Source organism: Pandoraea sp. PE-S2T-3, from assembly GCF_002179965.1.
Classification (GTDB): Bacteria; Pseudomonadota; Gammaproteobacteria; order Burkholderiales; family Burkholderiaceae; genus Pandoraea.
The window spans coordinates 502,696-518,735 of record NZ_NGUQ01000037.1 but is presented as its reverse complement, the minus strand read 5'-3'; the positions used below and the strand labels follow the sequence as shown (position 1 = coordinate 518,735).

Sequence of the window (16,040 nt, the reverse complement as noted above, 5' to 3'; positions counted from 1 at the left end):
ACCCGTCATGACGACCATTCAAGAGACGACGGCCTCGGCGCTCACGTTGCAGACGCTGGAAACACCGGCGGCTGTCATCGACGTACCGCGCATGCAGCACAACATCCGTCGCATGCAAGACCGGATGAACGCACTCGGCGTGCGCTTTCGTCCCCACGTGAAGACGAGCAAGTGTTCGCAAGTCGTGCAGGCGCAGATCGCCGCTGGTGCAGCGGGCATTACCGTCTCCACGCTCAAGGAAGCCGCGCAATTTTTTGACGACGGCGTCACCGACATTCTCTATGCCGTCGGCATGGTGGCGAGCAAGCTCCCCGCTGCGCTGGCATTGCGTCGCCGTGGTTGCGATCTGAAGATCATCACCGACAGCGTCGCGTCGGCACAGGCCATCGTCGCGTTCGGTGCGGAGTACGGCGAGACCTTCGAAGTGTGGATCGAGATCGACACGGACGGCCACCGCTCCGGCATCCGTCCGGACGAAGCCGCCCTGCTCGACGTGGGCCGCGTGCTGCATGAAGGCGGCGCAACGCTGGGCGGCGTGATGACGCACGCTGGTTCAAGCTATGAGCTCGACACCCCCGAAGCCCTCGCGGCGATGGCGGAACAGGAGCGCGCCGGATGTGTGCTCGCGGCTACCCGCTTGCGCGATGCGGGCCTGCCCTGCCCGGTCGTCAGCGTGGGTTCGACACCCACGGCGTTGGCGGCCACGCATCTGGAAGGCGTGACCGAAGTGCGCGCAGGCGTGTATGTCTTCTTCGATCTCGTCATGCACAACATCGGCGTCTGCACGACCGACGAGTTGGCGCTCAGCGTGCTCACCACGGTGATCGGTCATCAGGCTGACAAGGGCTGGGCGATCGTCGACGCGGGCTGGATGGCGATGAGCCGCGACCGGGGCACGTCAAAGCAGAAGCACGACTTCGGCTACGGACAGGTGTGCCGTGTCGACGGCACGGTCGTGCCGGGCTATGTGCTTAGTGGCGCCAATCAGGAGCATGGCGTACTCTCGCGCGAAGGCGACGCCGATCCCGATATCGTGTCGCGCTTTCCCATCGGCACGTTGCTGCGCATTCTGCCGAATCACGCCTGCGCCACCGGTGCGCAATTTCCGGGCTATCACGCCATCGATCCTCACGCCGATACCGGCACATGGTCACGGCTTCACGGCTGGTAATCTCAAGCGAATCGGGATGCTTATGCGACTACCCCGCATAACGTTTCCCGATTTGCTTCGTTCCCTACGCTGCCCTGCAATGCCAAGCTGAACGGCTTCGCCTCATACCGGATCGTCAAACGATGGTGCCCACCGGTATGACGCGCGGCCAATTTTCGTCTGCTTGCACTGGAGCGCACCCATGAGCGTAGAAATCATCGGCATGATCACGGCGGCCCCGGGCTCCGAAGTCGACCAGCCGTCGGGCGCTGCCGTCGACCCGGCTTTCGTCACACGCATGGCGCAAGCGCACGAGACTGCCGGCTTCGACCGGGCCCTCATCGGGTACTTCTCCAACGGCCCGGAAGGGTCCATCGTGAGCAGCTATGTGGCCGCTGCCACACAGCGCCTCGGCATTCTGCTGGCCTATCGCCCCGGTGTGATTGCCGCGCCGCTGGCCGCTCGCCAACTGGCGACCCTCGATCAATTCTCGCGGGGACGCGTCGCGCTCAACGTGGTGTCCGGCGGCAACGACGCCGACCTGCGCCGCGACGGCGACTTCCTCGAACACGATGCGCGATATGCGCGCACCGACGAATATCTCGACGCCCTGAAGCGCATCTGGACCGCCGATTCGCCCGTCGATTTCGAAGGCAAGCATTACCGCTTCGAACAAGCTTCGCCTGCCGTGAAAACATGGCGGCAACCGCATATTCCGATCTACTTCAGCGGCGCGTCCGAAGCGGCCATCGATGTGGCTGCGCGCCATGCCGATACCTACATGCTGTGGGGTGAACCGCTCGACGCCGTTGAACAGTTGATCGGCCGCGTGCGCACGGCCGCACAGAAATACGGCCGCACGCCGCGCTTCTCGATCTCGTTCCGCCCGATCGTTGCCGACACCGAAGCCGAGGCATGGGCACGCGCAGACGAAGTGCTGCGGCAGGTCAAAGCCACCCGTGCGAGTCTCGGACTCCATGTGGAGGCCCCCGAGAACGTGGGCTCGCAACGCCTGCTGGCTGCCGCACAACAAGGCAACGTGCTCGACGAACGCCTGTGGATGGGTGTCGCCAAAGCGACCGGTGCACGCTGGAATTCCACGGCGCTGGTCGGCACGCCCGAGCAGGTAGCGCATGCACTCGGACGCTATTACGAACTCGGCGTCGACACGTTCCTCATTCGCGGTTTCGACCCACTGGGCGACACGATCCGCTACGGCGAAACGTTGATTCCGGCAATTCGCCGGCACATCGCAAGCCTCGGCGCGCCAGATGGCGTGCGTCGCGCCGCCTGATTTTCTTCCCCCACTCTTGCTCTATACAGGTGTCATGATGCTGTTGCGTTGGATTCGCCGCGCCCGCTTTGCCCTCCCCGCACTCTCGTTAGTCGCGCTCGCCGGTATGCATACGTCTGTCGCCACCGCGCAGACCGCGCCACCGGTCACGTTGCGAATTGGCGATCAGAACTACTACAACGTGCGCGCTTCCATCGAGGCCTCCGGAGCGTTGGAAGGCGCGAACTATCAGGTCGAATGGAAACACTTTCAGTCGGCCGCACCCGTCGCTGAAGGGCTGAACGCCGGCGCACTGGATCTCGGATTTCTCGGTGATTCCGGTTTCCTGTTTCTCGCCGCCAAGGGCGCACCGGTCAAGTTGATTGCCGTCTCGCGCCAGAACCCGGATACCATCGCGCTGCTCGTGCCGAAGGATTCGCCGGTCAAGTCGATTCAGGATCTCAAAGGCAAGAAGGTTGCCTATTGGCCCGGTGCGTGGAGTCAGCAACTGACGCTGCGCGCGCTTGAAAAAGCAGGCCTGCCGACGGATTACGTGCAGTTCGTGAAGTTGATGCCGGTGGATGCGGCCGTGGCGTTGCCGAACGGCGCCATCGACGCCTTCCCGGTCTGGGAACCGTACATCTCGCAGCAAGTGGTGCATAACGGCGCGCGCGCCGTCATCACCGCGCGCAATCTGATGCCGGGTCTGAGCAGCGTGGCCGCCTATGCGCCGTCAGTGACCGAGAAACGCGCAGCCATCGCCGACTTTCTGGTGCGTCTGCAAAAAGCACGGGCGTGGGTTGAGACACACAAGGAGGCTTACGCCGATCAGTGGGCGAAGAAAGCCGGGCTGGATCGCGATGTCGCCCGTCACTGGATCGGACAAGCGGGCATGACCGTGGAAGCGATCGACAAGCAAGCCGTGGCCGACTATCAGGGCACCAGCGACTTCCTGACGCAAACCGGCGCGCTGCCTAACCGCTTCGATGTGAGCAAGGTGGTCGATACGTCGTTCACGCAGGTGCTGCAAGCGCAGGGACAAGCCTCGCGTCAGACGGCGGCGCGTTGAAGCCCACGTGCATGCTTTTCACCGGCAACCAAGATCTTTGAGATAAGCGCAGAACATGCGCGATACCCCGCCGGCGTAGACGTCGATCTCCGCCGGCGTTCTCGGAGTCTCGGAAAATTGCTTGCCCACGGCGGACAACGTGTCGCCGATCAAATCTCCCGCTAACGCCCGCGTCTCATCTGACGCTTTCGGCAGCACTTCCGCCATGAATGTCTGGATCAGGCGCTCGCCCGACGCGCGAGCCGCATGCGCCTCCGGTGCGTCGCGATAGAGCGGCGCGGCGTCGTTGAGCGCGACACGGGCCTGCGCCTCGTCGCACTCGGAGCGAATGAACGCATGCACCATCACATGCAGACGCTCCAGCGGCGGCACCGCCCGGTCTTCGAGAATGCGACGCAGCATGCCGCTCGTCTGCTCCCACTCGTCGCTTTGCAGGCGAAACAGAATCGCCGCCTTGTTCGGGAAGTACTGATACAGCGACCCCACGCTGACCCCCGCTTTCTCGGCGACCCGCGCGGTCGTGAAACGCTGCGCACCCTCCTTCGCCAAAACCTGAATCGCCGCCTCGAGAATCGCAGAAACCAGCTGCGACGAGCGAGCCTGTTTTGGCTGTTTTCGCGAGGAAATACGGGCTTTTCGGGGTTCGGTCATGAGCGGAATCGCAATGCGAATAGAAAATGTGACGAATTCGTCGCATTATAGACGCACTGTCTCTCACACGAAGGTTTGCCATGACGACACTGACTGAAAGCCCGCTCGCACCGTTGCTGGAGCGGCTTTTTACGGAAGCCGACGCCACCGCCCGGGCCATTGACTGGGACGCCCTCGATGGGCCCGACGGCAGCATCTCCCGCTTGATGAGCAGCCGCACCGAGTATCTCGAGTTGTATTCGCGCATGAAGGATTTCCCGCTGCCGGTGTCGCGCGAGACCGGGCGCATGCTCTACATGCTTGCACGGAGTTGCCGTGCCACGTCGATCGTGGAATTCGGCACATCGTTCGGCATCTCGACGCTGCATCTGGCTGCGGCGCTGCGCGACAACGGCGGCGGCCGGCTAATTACCAGCGAGTTCGAGCCCTCGAAAATTGCGCGTGCGCAGGCCAATCTCGTGGCGGGTGGCCTCGACGATCTGGTGGAAATTCGCGCGGGCGATGCGCTGCAAACGCTGAGTGCCGACCTGCCCGGCAAGATTGATCTGGTGCTGCTCGACGGGGCCAAACCGCTCTACCCCGACATACTTCGCCTGCTTGAGCCGCGACTGCGCCCCGGCGCGTTGATCGTTGCGGATAACGCGGACTCCAGCCCTGAGTATCTGGCGCGCGTGCGCTCCCCGGAGCATGGCTATCTCTCCGTGCCGTTCGGTGGCGACGTGGAGTTATCACAGCGCCTCGGCGCATGAGGGTCATCAAATGAACGTTTTCGTCACAGGCGCCACCGGTTGGGTCGGCGCGACGGTTGTGAAGGAATTGCTCGCTGCGGGTCATCATGTGACCGGTCTGGCGCGCTCGGACGACAAGGCTGCCGCGCTGGCGGCAACCGGCGCACAAGTGGTGCGCGCATCGCTGGATGATCTGGATGTTTTACGCGCCGCAGCCAGTGCCGCCGACGCCGTCATCCACACCGCGTTCAATCACGACTTCTCGAAATTTGCGGAGAACGCCGCGCAAGACCAGCGCGCCATCGAAGCCTTGGGCGAGGCATTGCTCGGTTCGGCACGTCCGCTAGTTGTCACATCCGGGCTCGCACGCCTTGCGCCCGGCCGACTCGCCAGCGAGGCGGACATCCCCAGCGCGGATTTCGTGCGCAAGTCTGAAACTACAGCGAGGGCATTGGCCGAGCGCGGTGTGCGCGCCGTTACCGTGCGTCTTGCGCCCACGGTGCACGGCATCGGCGATCACGGATTCATTCCGATCCTGATTCGGTTGGCACGTGAGACGGGCGTGGCTGCCTATCCCGGCGACGGCAGCAACCGTTGGGCGGCAGTGCATCGCCTCGACGCGGCGAAAGTGTTCCGGCTAGCGATTGAACAAACTGCACCGGCATCGGTGTATCACGCCGTCGCGGAGGAAGGCGTGACCCTGCGTACCATCGCCGAAGCCATCGGACGTGGCCTCGGTTTGCCCGTCGCCTCGTGCGAGCGCGAACATTTCGGCTGGTTCGCGGACTTCGCAAGTGCGGATATGGCGGCATCCAGCGACGCCACCCGCGCCGCACTCCGGTGGCAACCGGCAGCCCCCGGCCTGCTGGATGATCTGGCGCAGCCGGAGTACTACCGCGCGTAAGGTTGCGGGTGCGGGCGCAAGAACTCGGCTTCGATAGAAAAAGCGCGGGGCATGCAGCACCTGCTTCATGCCGTATGCCCCGCGCTACCCACGACTGCCGTTTCCGTATTACTTGCTTGCCTTCGGCACGACGTTCAGCGCCGAACCCGCCTTGAACCACTGAAGCTGCACGTCGCTGTAGCTGTGCTTCAACTGCACCGTCTCCTGACTGCCGTCAGCGTGATGCAGCACGCACTCGACGTTTCGTCCGGGCGCGAGGTCGGCCAACCCGAGCAAGTCGATCCGGTCGTCGGCACGCACGCGCTCATAGTCGTCAGGGTCGGCAAAGGTCAGCGCCAGCAGCCCCTGCTTCTTCAGGTTCGTCTCGTGAATCCGCGCGAAACTGCGTGCGATGACGGCCATGCCGCCCAGCAATCTTGGCGAGAGTGCCGCATGCTCGCGGCTACTGCCTTCCCCGTAATTGAAGTCCCCCACGATGACCCACGGCACACCTGCCGCCCGATACGCGCGCGCCGCTTCTGCGGGTGTGACGTCCTGTGCGCCGCTCAGCAGATCGATCGTGCGCCCGGTGGCACCGGTGAACGCGTTCGTTCCGCCGTTCAGCAGGTTGTCGCTGAAGCGCTCAAGGTGACCGCGCAATTTCAACCACGGACCGGCGGGTGAAATATGGTCTGTCGTGGTCTTGCCGCGCGTCTTGATCAGCACGGGCATGCCCTTCGGGTCGTGGCCATTCCAAGCCGGCCACGGCTTGAGCACCTGAATGCGTTCGCTCTTCGGATCGACACTCACTTCGACGCTCGTGCCATCGTCGGGCGGCGCAATGTAATGCGTCGCGCCGCGGGTGAAACCTTGCGACGGTACTTCGGGGGCGACGGCCGGCGGCGTCAGACGGAATGGCTTGCCGTCGGCACCGGTCAGCGTGTCGTGTTGCGGATCGAACGAAATACGCCCCGCCAGTGCCCACGCGGTGACGATTTCCGGGCTGGCGATCAGGTTCACTGTATTGGGTGAGCCATCGTTGCGGCGCGGGAAATTGCGGTTATACGACGTAACAATGGTGTTCGGTGCCGCCACCGCCGCCGACTCGCGCCGCCACTGGCCGATGCACGGGCCGCAAGCATTCGCGAGCACCGTCCCGCCCATCGCGGCGAGTGTATCGAGTTGGCCGTCGCGCGCAATCGTCGCGCGGACTTGTTCCGACCCCGGTGTGACCATGAACGGCACGGCCGCCTTCACGCCATGCGCGTGCGCCTGCTTCGCCACATCGGCGGCACGGCTCATGTCTTCATACGACGAGTTTGTGCAACTGCCGATGAGCGCCGCCGACAGGGCGTCGGCTTCGACATCGTGCGCGGCCAGTCCGTCGCCCGGCTTCGCCTGCTTCATTTGCGCCGCGAGTTGCGACACGGTGCGTGCACGATCCGGCGAATGCGGGCCAACGACGTGCGGTTCCAGTGTGGACAGATCGATGCGCACGACACGGTCGTAGAAACGCTCCGGATCGGCTTCGACCGCAGCATCCGGTGCCAGCAACGACAGATTTGCCTCGATCACCGGCACCAGATCGGCACGGCCACTCGCACGCAGGTACGTCAGCATGCGTTCGTCCACCGGGAACATCGATGTCGTCGCCCCCAGCTCAGCGCCCATGTTGGTGATGGTCGCCTTGCCGGTCGCGCTGATTGTGCGGGCACCCGGGCCGATGTACTCCACGATGGCGTTGGTGCCGCCCGATACGGTCAGCTCCCCCGCCACACGCAGAATCACATCCTTCGGTGCGGTCCAGCCGCTCAACTCGCCCGTGAGATACACCGCAATGCGCTTGGGATAGAGCACTTCCCACGGCAGGCCAGCCAGCGCCTCCACGGCGTCGGCACCGCCGACACCCACGGCGCAAGCACCGAGGCCACCGGCATTGGGCGTGTGCGAATCGGTGCCGATGATGAGCGCGCCGGGAAACGCGTAGTTTTCGAGCACCACTTGATGGATGATGCCCGCACCGGGCTCCCAGAAGCCCAGCCCATAGCGGGCGGCAGCGCTGCGCAGAAACGCATAGACCTCTCGGTTCTCATCGATAGACGCCCGCAGATCAGCGCGGCCTTCGACCCGCGCCTGAATCAGGTGGTCGCAATGAATGCTGGCCGGCACGGCGACACGGTCGCGTCCTGTCTGCATGAACTGGAGCATGCCGGTCTGCCCGAGCACGTCCTGAAACACGACCCGGTCGACCATCAACGCGAGATAGCTCTTGCCCGGTACGAGCGGCTGGCTGTCGGGATCGGCCAGATGGCTGAACAGCACCTTCTCGGCCAGCGTGAGCGGGTGGCCAAGCCGCTGACGGACGATAGCAAGCTTGTCGTCCATGGCCGCATAGAGACGCGTGAGCGTCTCCGCAGAAATGAATTGAGACATCGATCACTCCTTTTCTGAACTTCTCTGACTGCATTTGTGGGGTGGGTGGGTGCGATCGCAGGACGGATTCTGAAACCCTCGGCAATTCCCGTAAAATGAATTTATCTGTCCGATTACTCAATTTTTCTTATGAAAATCGACATCCTCGGCGTGCAGGCCTTTGTCGCGATTGCCGATCGCGGCGGCTTTCAGAGCGCAGCCGACGTGCTCTCGGTGACGCAAACCGCCATCACGCAGCGGCTGCGCAAGCTGGAGGACTATCTGGGCGTCATGCTCTTCGAGCGCACCACACGGTCGGTGTCGCTCACACAGATCGGGCGGGATTTTCTGCCGCAGGCGCGACGCTTGCTCGATGAGCTTTCCGACGCACTCACCGAAATCAAGGAAAGCGGACAAGCCGCGCGTGGCGACGTGTCGATTGCATGCGTGCCGACGGCGGGTGTGCAGTTTCTGCCGAGCATTTTGCAGACGTATGCGCAGCGATTTCCGCATAACCGCGTGCGCGTGCTCGATCACTCGTCAGTGGCAGTGACTGACGCCATCCTGCGGCGAGAGGTCGAATTCGGCATTCATATCGCGGGACCGGGGCACAGCGATCTGGTAGGTCTGCCGGTCGCAGAAGATCAATTCGTGCTGATCTGCCACGAAAAACATCCGCTCGCCCGTCGCCGGCGCGTGCCTTGGCGCAGTCTCTCGCCGTATCCGTTGATCTTTGCCGGACAAGTAAGCGCAAATCGTTCGTTGCTCGATGGCGCGTTGACGGACGTGAATCTGCAACCGCACTTCGAAGTGCAGCGCAGTTCCACAGCAGTCGGGATGGTGGCGGAAGGTGTAGCGGCGGCAGTGGTGCCGCGGCTGGCGATCCAGAAAGGGGCGTATCCACACATACGCGTCGTCGATCTGGTCGAGCCAGTGATTGCACGCACGCTCGTGCTCGTCACACGCCGGGGGGCGCAGCTATCGCCAGCGGCGCAGGCGCTTTACGATTTGATCGTCGCCAGCACTGCGCCGCATTAGGTGCGGAGGATGTGCTGCTGAAGCGTCCCCTAGCGTTGCGCCCGGGGACGTTTTGGTATGCCTCAGCGCGTCGGCACAATACCGTGTTGCGCCATCAGCGTCAGATTGCCGCCCATGCGCGGGTCTTTGAACGGCGCGAAAGCGTGCATGGCATCGTAGCGCTCGGGATGCGGCGAGCGAAGGCGGTAAAACTCCACCCATCCGCTCGATCCACGCGGTTGGGCGGTTTCCTGCACGGCGCCCGACTGCGCGTTGAACCACACCGGATCGCGATAACCATCGGCCACACGTGCCGCCAGCAATTCGATCGCGCCTTGCCGATACGCATACCAGTCGTCACCATGAAGCCGGGCCATTTCCGCCATCAGCACCAACGGCGCCGTGGCGTAGTCGTGATAGTGCAGCGCGCGACGCTTGCGGGCCATCTCCATCGGCAGGCTGCCATCGGGTTGAATAGCGTCGATACCGGTGCGGTAGATACCTTGGGCCGTCGTCAGCAATGCATCGTCGTGCGTGGCGAGCGCCGTCGCCATGATGCCGACGCCCGTCCAGTAGTAGTGATTGTTGCGCTTGTGCTTCGAGTTGTTCCAGTAAGCGAGATTCGCGCTCGACAACTGGCGCAGCCACGATTCGATCACCTGCCGCTGCTGAGGCGTGGCCAATGCCTGCGTGCGCAGATAGGCGATGGCGGCAGCACCATGCGTCCATTGGCGCATGTAGTCGGACTGGTCGTTATTCACATGGATCATCTGGCCGAGCATCGCACCGCTGTTGGCCCATGCTTCCAGCCACGAAAGCGTGCAGCGCCCATCCGCCTCATCCCCCTTGCCTGCCGCGTTGGCATAGGCGTCGGTCATTTTGGCGATATGGGCCGTGAAGTCGTTCAATGGCTTCACGGCCGCCTCGTTCTGCGCCTGAAGCTGCGGGTCGATTTGCGAACTGGCCTTGTCGGTGTAGTAGCCAAGCGCCCGGATGTCGGGATTGCCCGGCGGCGGCGCGGGACACTCGTGCGGCGCGGCGAAAGCGCTGAGGTGAACTGTCATGGTGAATGCGCCTGCGATGAGCGCCGTGAGCAGGCGTCGTTGACTGATGCGTTGATGTTTCATGCGTCCCTTTACCGTTGACTCTGCCCTGCCTGCGCGAGCATCCACTCGCGAAAGTGCTGCAAGGCCGTGCGTTGCTGCAACCGCTCTCGCGGGTAACACAGGTAGTGACCGTGATGCGGCACGTCGACCCCGGCGTCCACCGGCTCGACCAGACGCCCGGCCGTCAGCGCCTCGCGCGCGAGAAACGCGGGCACCATGCCGACGCCCATTCCCGCCTCGGCCGCCTGAAGCAGCACCGAGTACTGCTCAAAGCGCGGCCCGGTGCGCTGCGCCTGTTCGCCTACGTCATGACGACGCGCCCACGTTCCCCAGACATCTTCCGCCTGACTGTGCACCAGACGCGGCGCACGCGCGACGTCCGCAACATCCACCAGCGGGTAACGCTCGAGAAACGACGGCGCACAGACCGGCACGAAGCAACGCCCGTCGAGATAGTCGCTCACCACCCCATCCCACGTGCCGTCGCCGTAACGAATGGCGGCATCGAGCGAGAAGGGAAAAGCGTCGCCATGCGACAAATGACGGCTGAAACTCAGCGTCACCCCCGGCGTTTTCTCCAGAAAATCCGGGAGTCGCGGAATCAGCCACTTCGTCGTAAAAGTCGGCACGCTTGCAATCGTCAGCAGGTCGCTTTCCCCGCGAGAGGTCATCAATTCCAGCGACGCATTGCCGATCTCGCGCAACGGCTCGGCCACGCGCTCATGATAGCGACGCCCGGCATCGGTGAGTGTCAGATTTCTGCCCTCCCGAACGAACAGCGGCGTGGCCACTAATGCCTCCAGCGCCGCGATCTGGCGGCTTACGGCGCTCGGCGTCAGACCCAGCTCACGGGCAGCACGAGAAAAATTCAAGTGTCGCGCGGCACTCGCGAACGCGAGAAGTTCCGCAACATTGGGATAGCAATGACGTAGCGCAGGCATAGGGCTGGCGTGGGTTTGCCGGGTAACAGCGGGCGATAAAGAGAGATGACAGCGGCGGCTGCGAGGCCGTCAACTGTTCCGTTTTCGCACAGAACGATGCCCGATTTGTGTGTTTTCTTCATGACGATGACACGTCCCGTCGCGACACTGGCGCCCAATGCAAAACGTATCGCCCGCCCTTTTTGTAAGGGAAATAAAGGCTTCAGCGTCGCAGCAACCCTTTTGTCGTTACCCGCCGATCAAGTTCACCCGATGTCCGACGTCCACATTGAGCGCCTCGCCCGATCTGTGCCATCCCGGCACAGCCCCGCCCCTGCCGACGCCGGCCAGGCGGGACGTGCGCCGCAGCGCTCACGCACCAGCGTACTGCTGTGGATCGTGCGCGCCGTTGCCGCCCTGTTTCTCATCTACCTGTGCCTGCCAGTGCTTCTGCTGCTCGTGGGCGCGTTTGGTCAGGCATGGACCAACACGGTGTTGCCGACCGGCTTCACGCTGCACTGGTTTGCCGAACTGGCCGGTGACCCGTCGTTCCGGCGAGCCTTCTCCACGAGTCTCATCGTCGCCCTGAGTTGCTGCGTGATGACTGCACTGGTCGGTCTGCCGCTCTCGTATGCGCTGCATCATCGGTCGCGTACCGGCCGGGGCGCGATTGCCCGCCTCGTGACACTGCTGCCGGTGGCCGTGCCGGCCCTCACGCTCGGCTTCGGCTACATCGCAGTGTTCAGCGGCGATACGCTGCCGTGGCTCGGCTCGCTCTGGTTACTCGTGCTGGCCCACACCGTGTTGACGCTGCCGTATCTCACGCAAACGCTCCTCGCCGATCTGCGCCATCTCGACATCGCGCGTCTCGAAGACTGCGCGGCCACGCTCGGTGCCTCGCCGCTCAAGCAGTTTCTGACCGTCGCCGTTCCGAACCTCACGCATAGCCTCGTCGCCGGGCTGGTAATGGTCGCGGCGCTGTCGATCGGCGAGTTCCAGATTTCCAATCTCATCGCGGGTTTCCGCTATCGCAATTACCCGGTGGTGCTGCTCCAGGCGTTTTACGGCGCCACCGGTTTTGCCTGCGCCGCGACCGTCGTGCTGCTCGTACTCGCGTTGATCGCGACCGGTGCATCGATCGTTGCGGCGTCCCGCCAGAAGGTCAGTTCATGAGTCTTACTCTCGAAAACGTCAGCTTCCGTTACGCCGGTGCGCCGCAAGGGCTCGACGACGTCAGCCTGCAAGTGCGTCAGGGCGAACTGCTTGCCGTCATGGGACGCAGCGGCTCGGGCAAGTCGACGGTGCTTCGGCTCGTCGCGGGGCTGCTCGACGGCTATCGCGGCCGCATCGCTATCGGTGGCGAAGACGTTGCGGGCGTGCCGGTCTGGAAACGTCAGGTCGGCATGGTGTTTCAGCAATACGCGCTGTTCCCGCACCTCAGCGTGCTCGATAACGTGGCGTACGGCCTGCGCATGCGCGGCATCATCGCCGCCGAGCGTCAGCGCGTCGCGCTGGAAATGCTCAATCGCGTGGGACTGGCGGATTGTGCCTTGCGCCGTCCGGCGTCGCTGTCGGGCGGACAACAACAGCGTGTTGCGCTGGCGCGCGCGTTAGCCGTGTCACCTCGTGTGCTGCTGCTCGACGAACCGCTTGCCGCGCTCGATGCCGGCATTCGCCAGCAGTTGCGCGATGAAATTCGCGCACTGCAACAGGCGAGTGGTGCCACGACGCTGATCGTCACGCACGATCGCGATGAAGCGCTGAGCCTCGCTGATCGCGTCGCGGTCATCGACGGCGGACGCTTGTTGCAGATCGATACGCCGCAACGTCTTTACGATGCCCCGGCCTGTGCCACGGTCGCCAGTTTCACCGGCCTGTCGACGGTACTGCCCGCACGCGTGGTGCGCCCGGGTGCGGTCGACGTCGGTTTCGCGGAACTGCTCGCCGATACCGGTGCGTGGCGCACCGGTGACGCTGTCAATTTGCTGGTTCGCCCGGAGCACATCGACGCCGATCCGCCGCTGCATGCGATCAACCGGCTGGCTGGCCGTGCAGGTGCAGTGCGCTTCTTCGGTGCCACCTGCCGCTATGACTTTCTGCCAAACGGCGCCACCACGCCGCTGTTGGGCGAGCACCGTCGGCCAGCCACGCACGCGGTGGCGCTTGACCCGGCACTGCTCCGGGTGCTGCCCCCGGCGTCGAAATGATTTCCCTGATTTCCTTACCCCATGCCCCCGATGGAGCTATGTCGATGATTCGCCTCACCTCTTCGCCGCGCCTGCTGTCTCGTGCCGTCCTGCCGGCACTCTCCGCGCTGGCCGTCTCGTTCGCGCTGCTCGCCGGCACGACCGCTGCCGTGCATGCGCAAACGCAAAGCAATGCGCCGCTGTACCCCGGTGAAACGGAGTTGTACGCCAAGGCCGCCGACGAAGGCCTCGTCGTGTCGTTCGACACGGGCCCCGAGTGGGCCAACTGGAAGGCGCTGTTCGCCGAGTTCCGCAAGCGGTATCCGAAGGTGGAGATCACCTACAACGACATCGGTTCGGCCGCCACGGTGGTCTCGCTCGACAAGGCACGCCGCCGTCCGCAGGCCGATACGGCCTACTACTTCGCCGGTTCCGCACTCGATGCCGTGCAGAAAGACGTGGTGGCCCCGTTCAAGCCGATCAATTTCGACACGCTGCCCAAGGTGTTTCGCGATAACGACGGCCGCTGGTTCACGATTCACTCGCTGAACATCGCGTTTCTCGTGAACACGAAGCTGGTCAAGCATGTGCCGCAGTCGTGGGCCGACCTGCTCAAGCCGGAATACAAGAACGCGGTGGTCTATCTCGACCCGCGTTCGACGGGTCAGGGACAGGTGGCTGTGTTTGCCGCGGCGTATGCGTTCGGTGGCAACGTGGACAACCCGAAGCCGGGTGCCGAGTTCTTCGGCAAGCTGCGTGAGGCCGGCAATGTGATGCGTGTGGAGGGCACCACGCCCTATGCCAAGTTCGTGAAGGGCGAGATCCCGATTCTGATCGGTTACGAGAACGACGGCCTGAAGGCGAAGTACACCGACGGCATGGGCGACGCAGCGCAAGTCGTGATTCCGAAGGAAGCCAGTGTCTCGGCCCCGTACGCGATCAGTCTCGTGAAGAACGGCCCGAATCCGGACGCCGCCAAGCTGTGGCTGAACCTGATCATGAGCCCGGTCGGTCAGGCGTTGTTCGCACAAGGCTATGTGCGTCCGGCAGTGCCTGGCGTGCCGCTCTCGCCGGAAATGCGTGCGCGCATGCCGGACGCGCCGCAAGTGCACCCGCTCGACGTCGTGCGCGCAGCGGCCCAAAAGGCGGAAGTCGATCGCCTGTGGGCAGCGGCCGCACTCGCCAAGTGAGATCGCACGAGATGACTTCCGTCCGCGCCACTCCGGTCCCGGCTAACGAGATCGCCGCCGAAAGCCCCCGTGGGGCGCTCGCCCCGCGTGGCTGGGTGCGGCGCTTCGGCGGCCTGCCTGCGGCCGTGTTGCTCGCCCTCGGTTTCGGACTGCCGCTCGGCGCGCTCGTGGTGGCAGCGTTCGACGGTCATGGCGAAGCGTTCCTCGCCATCGCCATCGACCCGCTGGTGCGCGACGCGCTGGTGAACTCGCTGGCGTTGGCGGTCGGCGCAGGCACCGTGTCGTTGGTGGTCGGTGCGCTGCTCGCCGTCACGCTCGCCCGTCAGACGCCGCGTCGTCGCCGTTTCTGGCTGGCCGCGATGGGTGTTCCGCTCGCGTTCTCGGGGCTGGTGATCGCCTACGGTTTCATTCTGGCGTTCGGCCGTGCAGGCTTCGTCACGCTCGGGCTGGCGTCGCTCGGTGCCGACCCAGCGCGTGTCGGCGCGCTGATCTACACGGCGCCGGGGCTCATCGCAGCCTACGCGTACTACCTGATTCCGCGTGTGGCGTTGATGGTTTATCCGGCAATTGCCAATCTGGACCGCCGGCCGCTCGAAGCTGCGCTCACGCTGGGCGCGCACCCGCTACGGGCCATCGCGGACGTGGCGTTGCGCGAACTCTGGCCGACGCTGGCCGCCGCGTGGTGTCTCGTTAGCGCTATCGCCTTGGGCACGTACGGCACGGCGCTCGCGCTGGCCGGCACCCAAATCAATATTCTGCCGTTGCTCATGTTCCTGAAGATGTCGGACGGGCAAACGGATTTCCCACAAGCCGCCGCGCTGTCGCTCGTATTGATGGCGGTATGCAGCGGTGTGCTCGCTCTCGGAGAGTGTCTTGTACGGCGTCATCCTCAATGAGTGGTCGGCTGCGGCCCGCCACGCCCTCGATCGTCTGGCCGCCCGCCAGGAAAGCACGCACCGGCACGTGACGCCGGTCGGGCTGATTGGTCCGCGCGAAGCCACGGCGGCGCAGCTCGAAGCCGCGCACTGTGTCGGCGAAGCACTGGCAGCCGCCGGTGTTGCGCTTGTGTGCGGCGGCAAGGGCGGCGTGATGGAAGCGGCGTCGGCAGGGGCGGCATCGGCCGGCGGCATCGTCATCGGGCTGTTGCCGGAAGACCATGCGAACGACGCCAATCCGCATCTGAGCGTTGCGCTGCCCACGGGGTTGGGCATCACGCGCAACGCGTTGATCGCGCGTGCCTCGGTGTGTCTGGTCGCCATTGGCGGCGGACTGGGTACGCTCTCGGAAATCGCGCTTGGCCTGCAATGGCGCAAGCCGGTGTTCACGGTACTCGACGCGCCGGCCGTGCCGGGTGCCGAGAACTTCGACGATATCGACGCGCTGGTCGTGGCGGTTGCGACCTGGCTCAGCGTCACCGGACTTCCCGGAGGTGACGCCCCCCGGTAAGCCACGCCA

Annotated in this window: 15 protein-coding genes; 11 read left to right on the top strand and 4 right to left on the bottom strand. The window is 64.2% G+C overall.

Features of this window, described 5'->3' with window-relative positions; genetic code table 11:
* Nucleotides 1–7 precede the first annotated feature (7 nt).
* The 3 genes from CDV46_RS24595 (at nt 8) to CDV46_RS24585 (ending at nt 3,492) form a co-directional block, all read left to right on the top strand.
* A complete protein-coding gene (locus CDV46_RS24595) occupies nt 8–1,171 on the top strand; it encodes a DSD1 family PLP-dependent enzyme (RefSeq protein ID WP_087725575.1) in 1,164 nt (387 codons plus the stop codon).
* A 181-nt stretch (nt 1,172–1,352) separates the two neighbouring features.
* Nucleotides 1,353–2,444, top strand: coding sequence for an LLM class flavin-dependent oxidoreductase (locus CDV46_RS24590; protein WP_217896768.1), 1,092 nt, complete (start codon nt 1,353–1,355; stop codon nt 2,442–2,444).
* A 34-nt stretch (nt 2,445–2,478) separates the two neighbouring features.
* Entirely contained in the window at nt 2,479–3,492 is a 1,014-nt protein-coding gene (locus CDV46_RS24585) for an ABC transporter substrate-binding protein (RefSeq protein ID WP_249277462.1), read from the top strand.
* A gap of 18 nt (nt 3,493–3,510) precedes the next feature.
* On the opposite strand, the gene CDV46_RS24580 is transcribed toward CDV46_RS24585, so the two are convergent.
* Nucleotides 3,511–4,143 carry a TetR family transcriptional regulator gene (locus tag CDV46_RS24580; protein ID WP_087687673.1) on the bottom strand — a complete coding sequence of 211 codons (633 nt, stop codon included), beginning with the start codon at nt 4,141–4,143 and terminating at the stop codon, nt 3,511–3,513.
* Nucleotides 4,144–4,223: 80 nt separating this feature from the next.
* Between CDV46_RS24580 and CDV46_RS24575 the strand changes: the two genes are divergently transcribed.
* Both CDV46_RS24575 and CDV46_RS24570 read left to right on the top strand, forming a co-directional pair.
* The gene (locus CDV46_RS24575) at nt 4,224–4,892 is read left to right on the top strand and encodes an O-methyltransferase (RefSeq protein WP_087725573.1); all 669 of its coding nucleotides are present in this window, start codon (nt 4,224–4,226) and stop codon (nt 4,890–4,892) included.
* 10 nt (nt 4,893–4,902) lie between these two features.
* Nucleotides 4,903–5,775 carry an SDR family oxidoreductase gene (locus CDV46_RS24570; RefSeq protein WP_087725571.1) on the top strand — a complete coding sequence of 291 codons (873 nt, stop codon included), beginning with the start codon at nt 4,903–4,905 and terminating at the stop codon, nt 5,773–5,775.
* Nucleotides 5,776–5,883: 108 nt separating this feature from the next.
* Here CDV46_RS24570 and CDV46_RS24565 read toward each other — a convergent pair whose 3' ends face one another.
* A complete protein-coding gene (locus tag CDV46_RS24565) occupies nt 5,884–8,187 on the bottom strand; it encodes an aconitate hydratase (protein WP_087725569.1) in 2,304 nt (767 codons plus the stop codon).
* A gap of 129 nt (nt 8,188–8,316) precedes the next feature.
* Here CDV46_RS24565 and CDV46_RS24560 point away from each other — a divergent pair, with 129 nt between their 5' ends.
* Nucleotides 8,317–9,204 (top strand): LysR family transcriptional regulator, encoded by an 888-nt coding sequence (locus CDV46_RS24560; protein ID WP_087687677.1) that lies wholly within the window; start codon nt 8,317–8,319, stop codon nt 9,202–9,204.
* Between the two features lie 62 nt (nt 9,205–9,266).
* On the opposite strand, the gene CDV46_RS24555 is transcribed toward CDV46_RS24560, so the two are convergent.
* The gene (locus CDV46_RS24555; protein WP_087726079.1) at nt 9,267–10,247 is read right to left on the bottom strand and encodes an alginate lyase family protein; all 981 of its coding nucleotides are present in this window, start codon (nt 10,245–10,247) and stop codon (nt 9,267–9,269) included.
* Nucleotides 10,248–10,318: 71 nt separating this feature from the next.
* Nucleotides 10,319–11,230 (bottom strand): LysR substrate-binding domain-containing protein, encoded by a 912-nt coding sequence (locus CDV46_RS24550; protein ID WP_087687678.1) that lies wholly within the window; start codon nt 11,228–11,230, stop codon nt 10,319–10,321.
* Nucleotides 11,231–11,482: 252 nt separating this feature from the next.
* Between CDV46_RS24550 and CDV46_RS24545 the strand changes: the two genes are divergently transcribed.
* Genes CDV46_RS24545 through CDV46_RS24525 form a run of 5 tightly spaced genes read left to right on the top strand, consistent with a single transcriptional unit; the run spans nt 11,483 to nt 16,031 of the window.
* Nucleotides 11,483–12,382, top strand: coding sequence for an ABC transporter permease (locus CDV46_RS24545; RefSeq protein WP_087687679.1), 900 nt, complete (start codon nt 11,483–11,485; stop codon nt 12,380–12,382).
* Nucleotides 12,379–13,416 carry an ABC transporter ATP-binding protein gene (locus CDV46_RS24540; protein ID WP_087725567.1) on the top strand — a complete coding sequence of 346 codons (1,038 nt, stop codon included), beginning with the start codon at nt 12,379–12,381 and terminating at the stop codon, nt 13,414–13,416. The genes CDV46_RS24545 and CDV46_RS24540 overlap by 4 nt, the downstream gene beginning before the upstream one ends.
* Before the next feature lie 44 nt (nt 13,417–13,460).
* Nucleotides 13,461–14,585: an extracellular solute-binding protein gene (locus CDV46_RS24535; RefSeq protein ID WP_087726078.1), complete on the top strand. Its 1,125-nt coding sequence runs from the start codon at nt 13,461–13,463 to the stop codon at nt 14,583–14,585.
* Between the two features lie 11 nt (nt 14,586–14,596).
* Nucleotides 14,597–15,481 (top strand): ABC transporter permease, encoded by an 885-nt coding sequence (locus CDV46_RS24530; protein ID WP_087725565.1) that lies wholly within the window; start codon nt 14,597–14,599, stop codon nt 15,479–15,481.
* On the top strand, nt 15,459–16,031 hold the full coding sequence (locus tag CDV46_RS24525; RefSeq protein WP_058378539.1) for a TIGR00725 family protein: 573 nt from the start codon (nt 15,459–15,461) through the stop codon (nt 16,029–16,031). Before CDV46_RS24530 ends, CDV46_RS24525 begins: the two co-directional genes overlap by 23 nt.
* The last annotated feature ends 9 nt before the right edge of the window (nt 16,032–16,040 follow it).

What these genes read in the sequence shown, in the direction of transcription:
- CDV46_RS24575 (WP_087725573.1), top strand. Translation starts at nt 4,224, where the DNA reads ATGACGACACTGACTGAAAGCCCGCTCGCACCGTTGCTGGAGCGGCTT.
- CDV46_RS24550 (WP_087687678.1), bottom strand. Translation starts at nt 11,230, where the DNA reads ATGCCTGCGCTACGTCATTGCTATCCCAATGTTGCGGAACTTCTCGCG.
- CDV46_RS24585 (WP_249277462.1), top strand. Translation starts at nt 2,479, where the DNA reads ATGATGCTGTTGCGTTGGATTCGCCGCGCCCGCTTTGCCCTCCCCGCA.
- CDV46_RS24595 (WP_087725575.1), top strand. Translation starts at nt 8, where the DNA reads ATGACGACCATTCAAGAGACGACGGCCTCGGCGCTCACGTTGCAGACG.
- CDV46_RS24590 (WP_217896768.1), top strand. Translation starts at nt 1,353, where the DNA reads ATGAGCGTAGAAATCATCGGCATGATCACGGCGGCCCCGGGCTCCGAA.
- CDV46_RS24545 (WP_087687679.1), top strand. Translation starts at nt 11,483, where the DNA reads ATGTCCGACGTCCACATTGAGCGCCTCGCCCGATCTGTGCCATCCCGG.
- CDV46_RS24570 (WP_087725571.1), top strand. Translation starts at nt 4,903, where the DNA reads ATGAACGTTTTCGTCACAGGCGCCACCGGTTGGGTCGGCGCGACGGTT.
- CDV46_RS24540 (WP_087725567.1), top strand. Translation starts at nt 12,379, where the DNA reads ATGAGTCTTACTCTCGAAAACGTCAGCTTCCGTTACGCCGGTGCGCCG.
- CDV46_RS24565 (WP_087725569.1), bottom strand. Translation starts at nt 8,187, where the DNA reads ATGTCTCAATTCATTTCTGCGGAGACGCTCACGCGTCTCTATGCGGCC.
- CDV46_RS24580 (WP_087687673.1), bottom strand. Translation starts at nt 4,143, where the DNA reads ATGACCGAACCCCGAAAAGCCCGTATTTCCTCGCGAAAACAGCCAAAA.
- CDV46_RS24560 (WP_087687677.1), top strand. Translation starts at nt 8,317, where the DNA reads ATGAAAATCGACATCCTCGGCGTGCAGGCCTTTGTCGCGATTGCCGAT.
- CDV46_RS24530 (WP_087725565.1), top strand. Translation starts at nt 14,597, where the DNA reads ATGACTTCCGTCCGCGCCACTCCGGTCCCGGCTAACGAGATCGCCGCC.
- CDV46_RS24555 (WP_087726079.1), bottom strand. Translation starts at nt 10,247, where the DNA reads ATGACAGTTCACCTCAGCGCTTTCGCCGCGCCGCACGAGTGTCCCGCG.
- CDV46_RS24535 (WP_087726078.1), top strand. Translation starts at nt 13,461, where the DNA reads ATGATTCGCCTCACCTCTTCGCCGCGCCTGCTGTCTCGTGCCGTCCTG.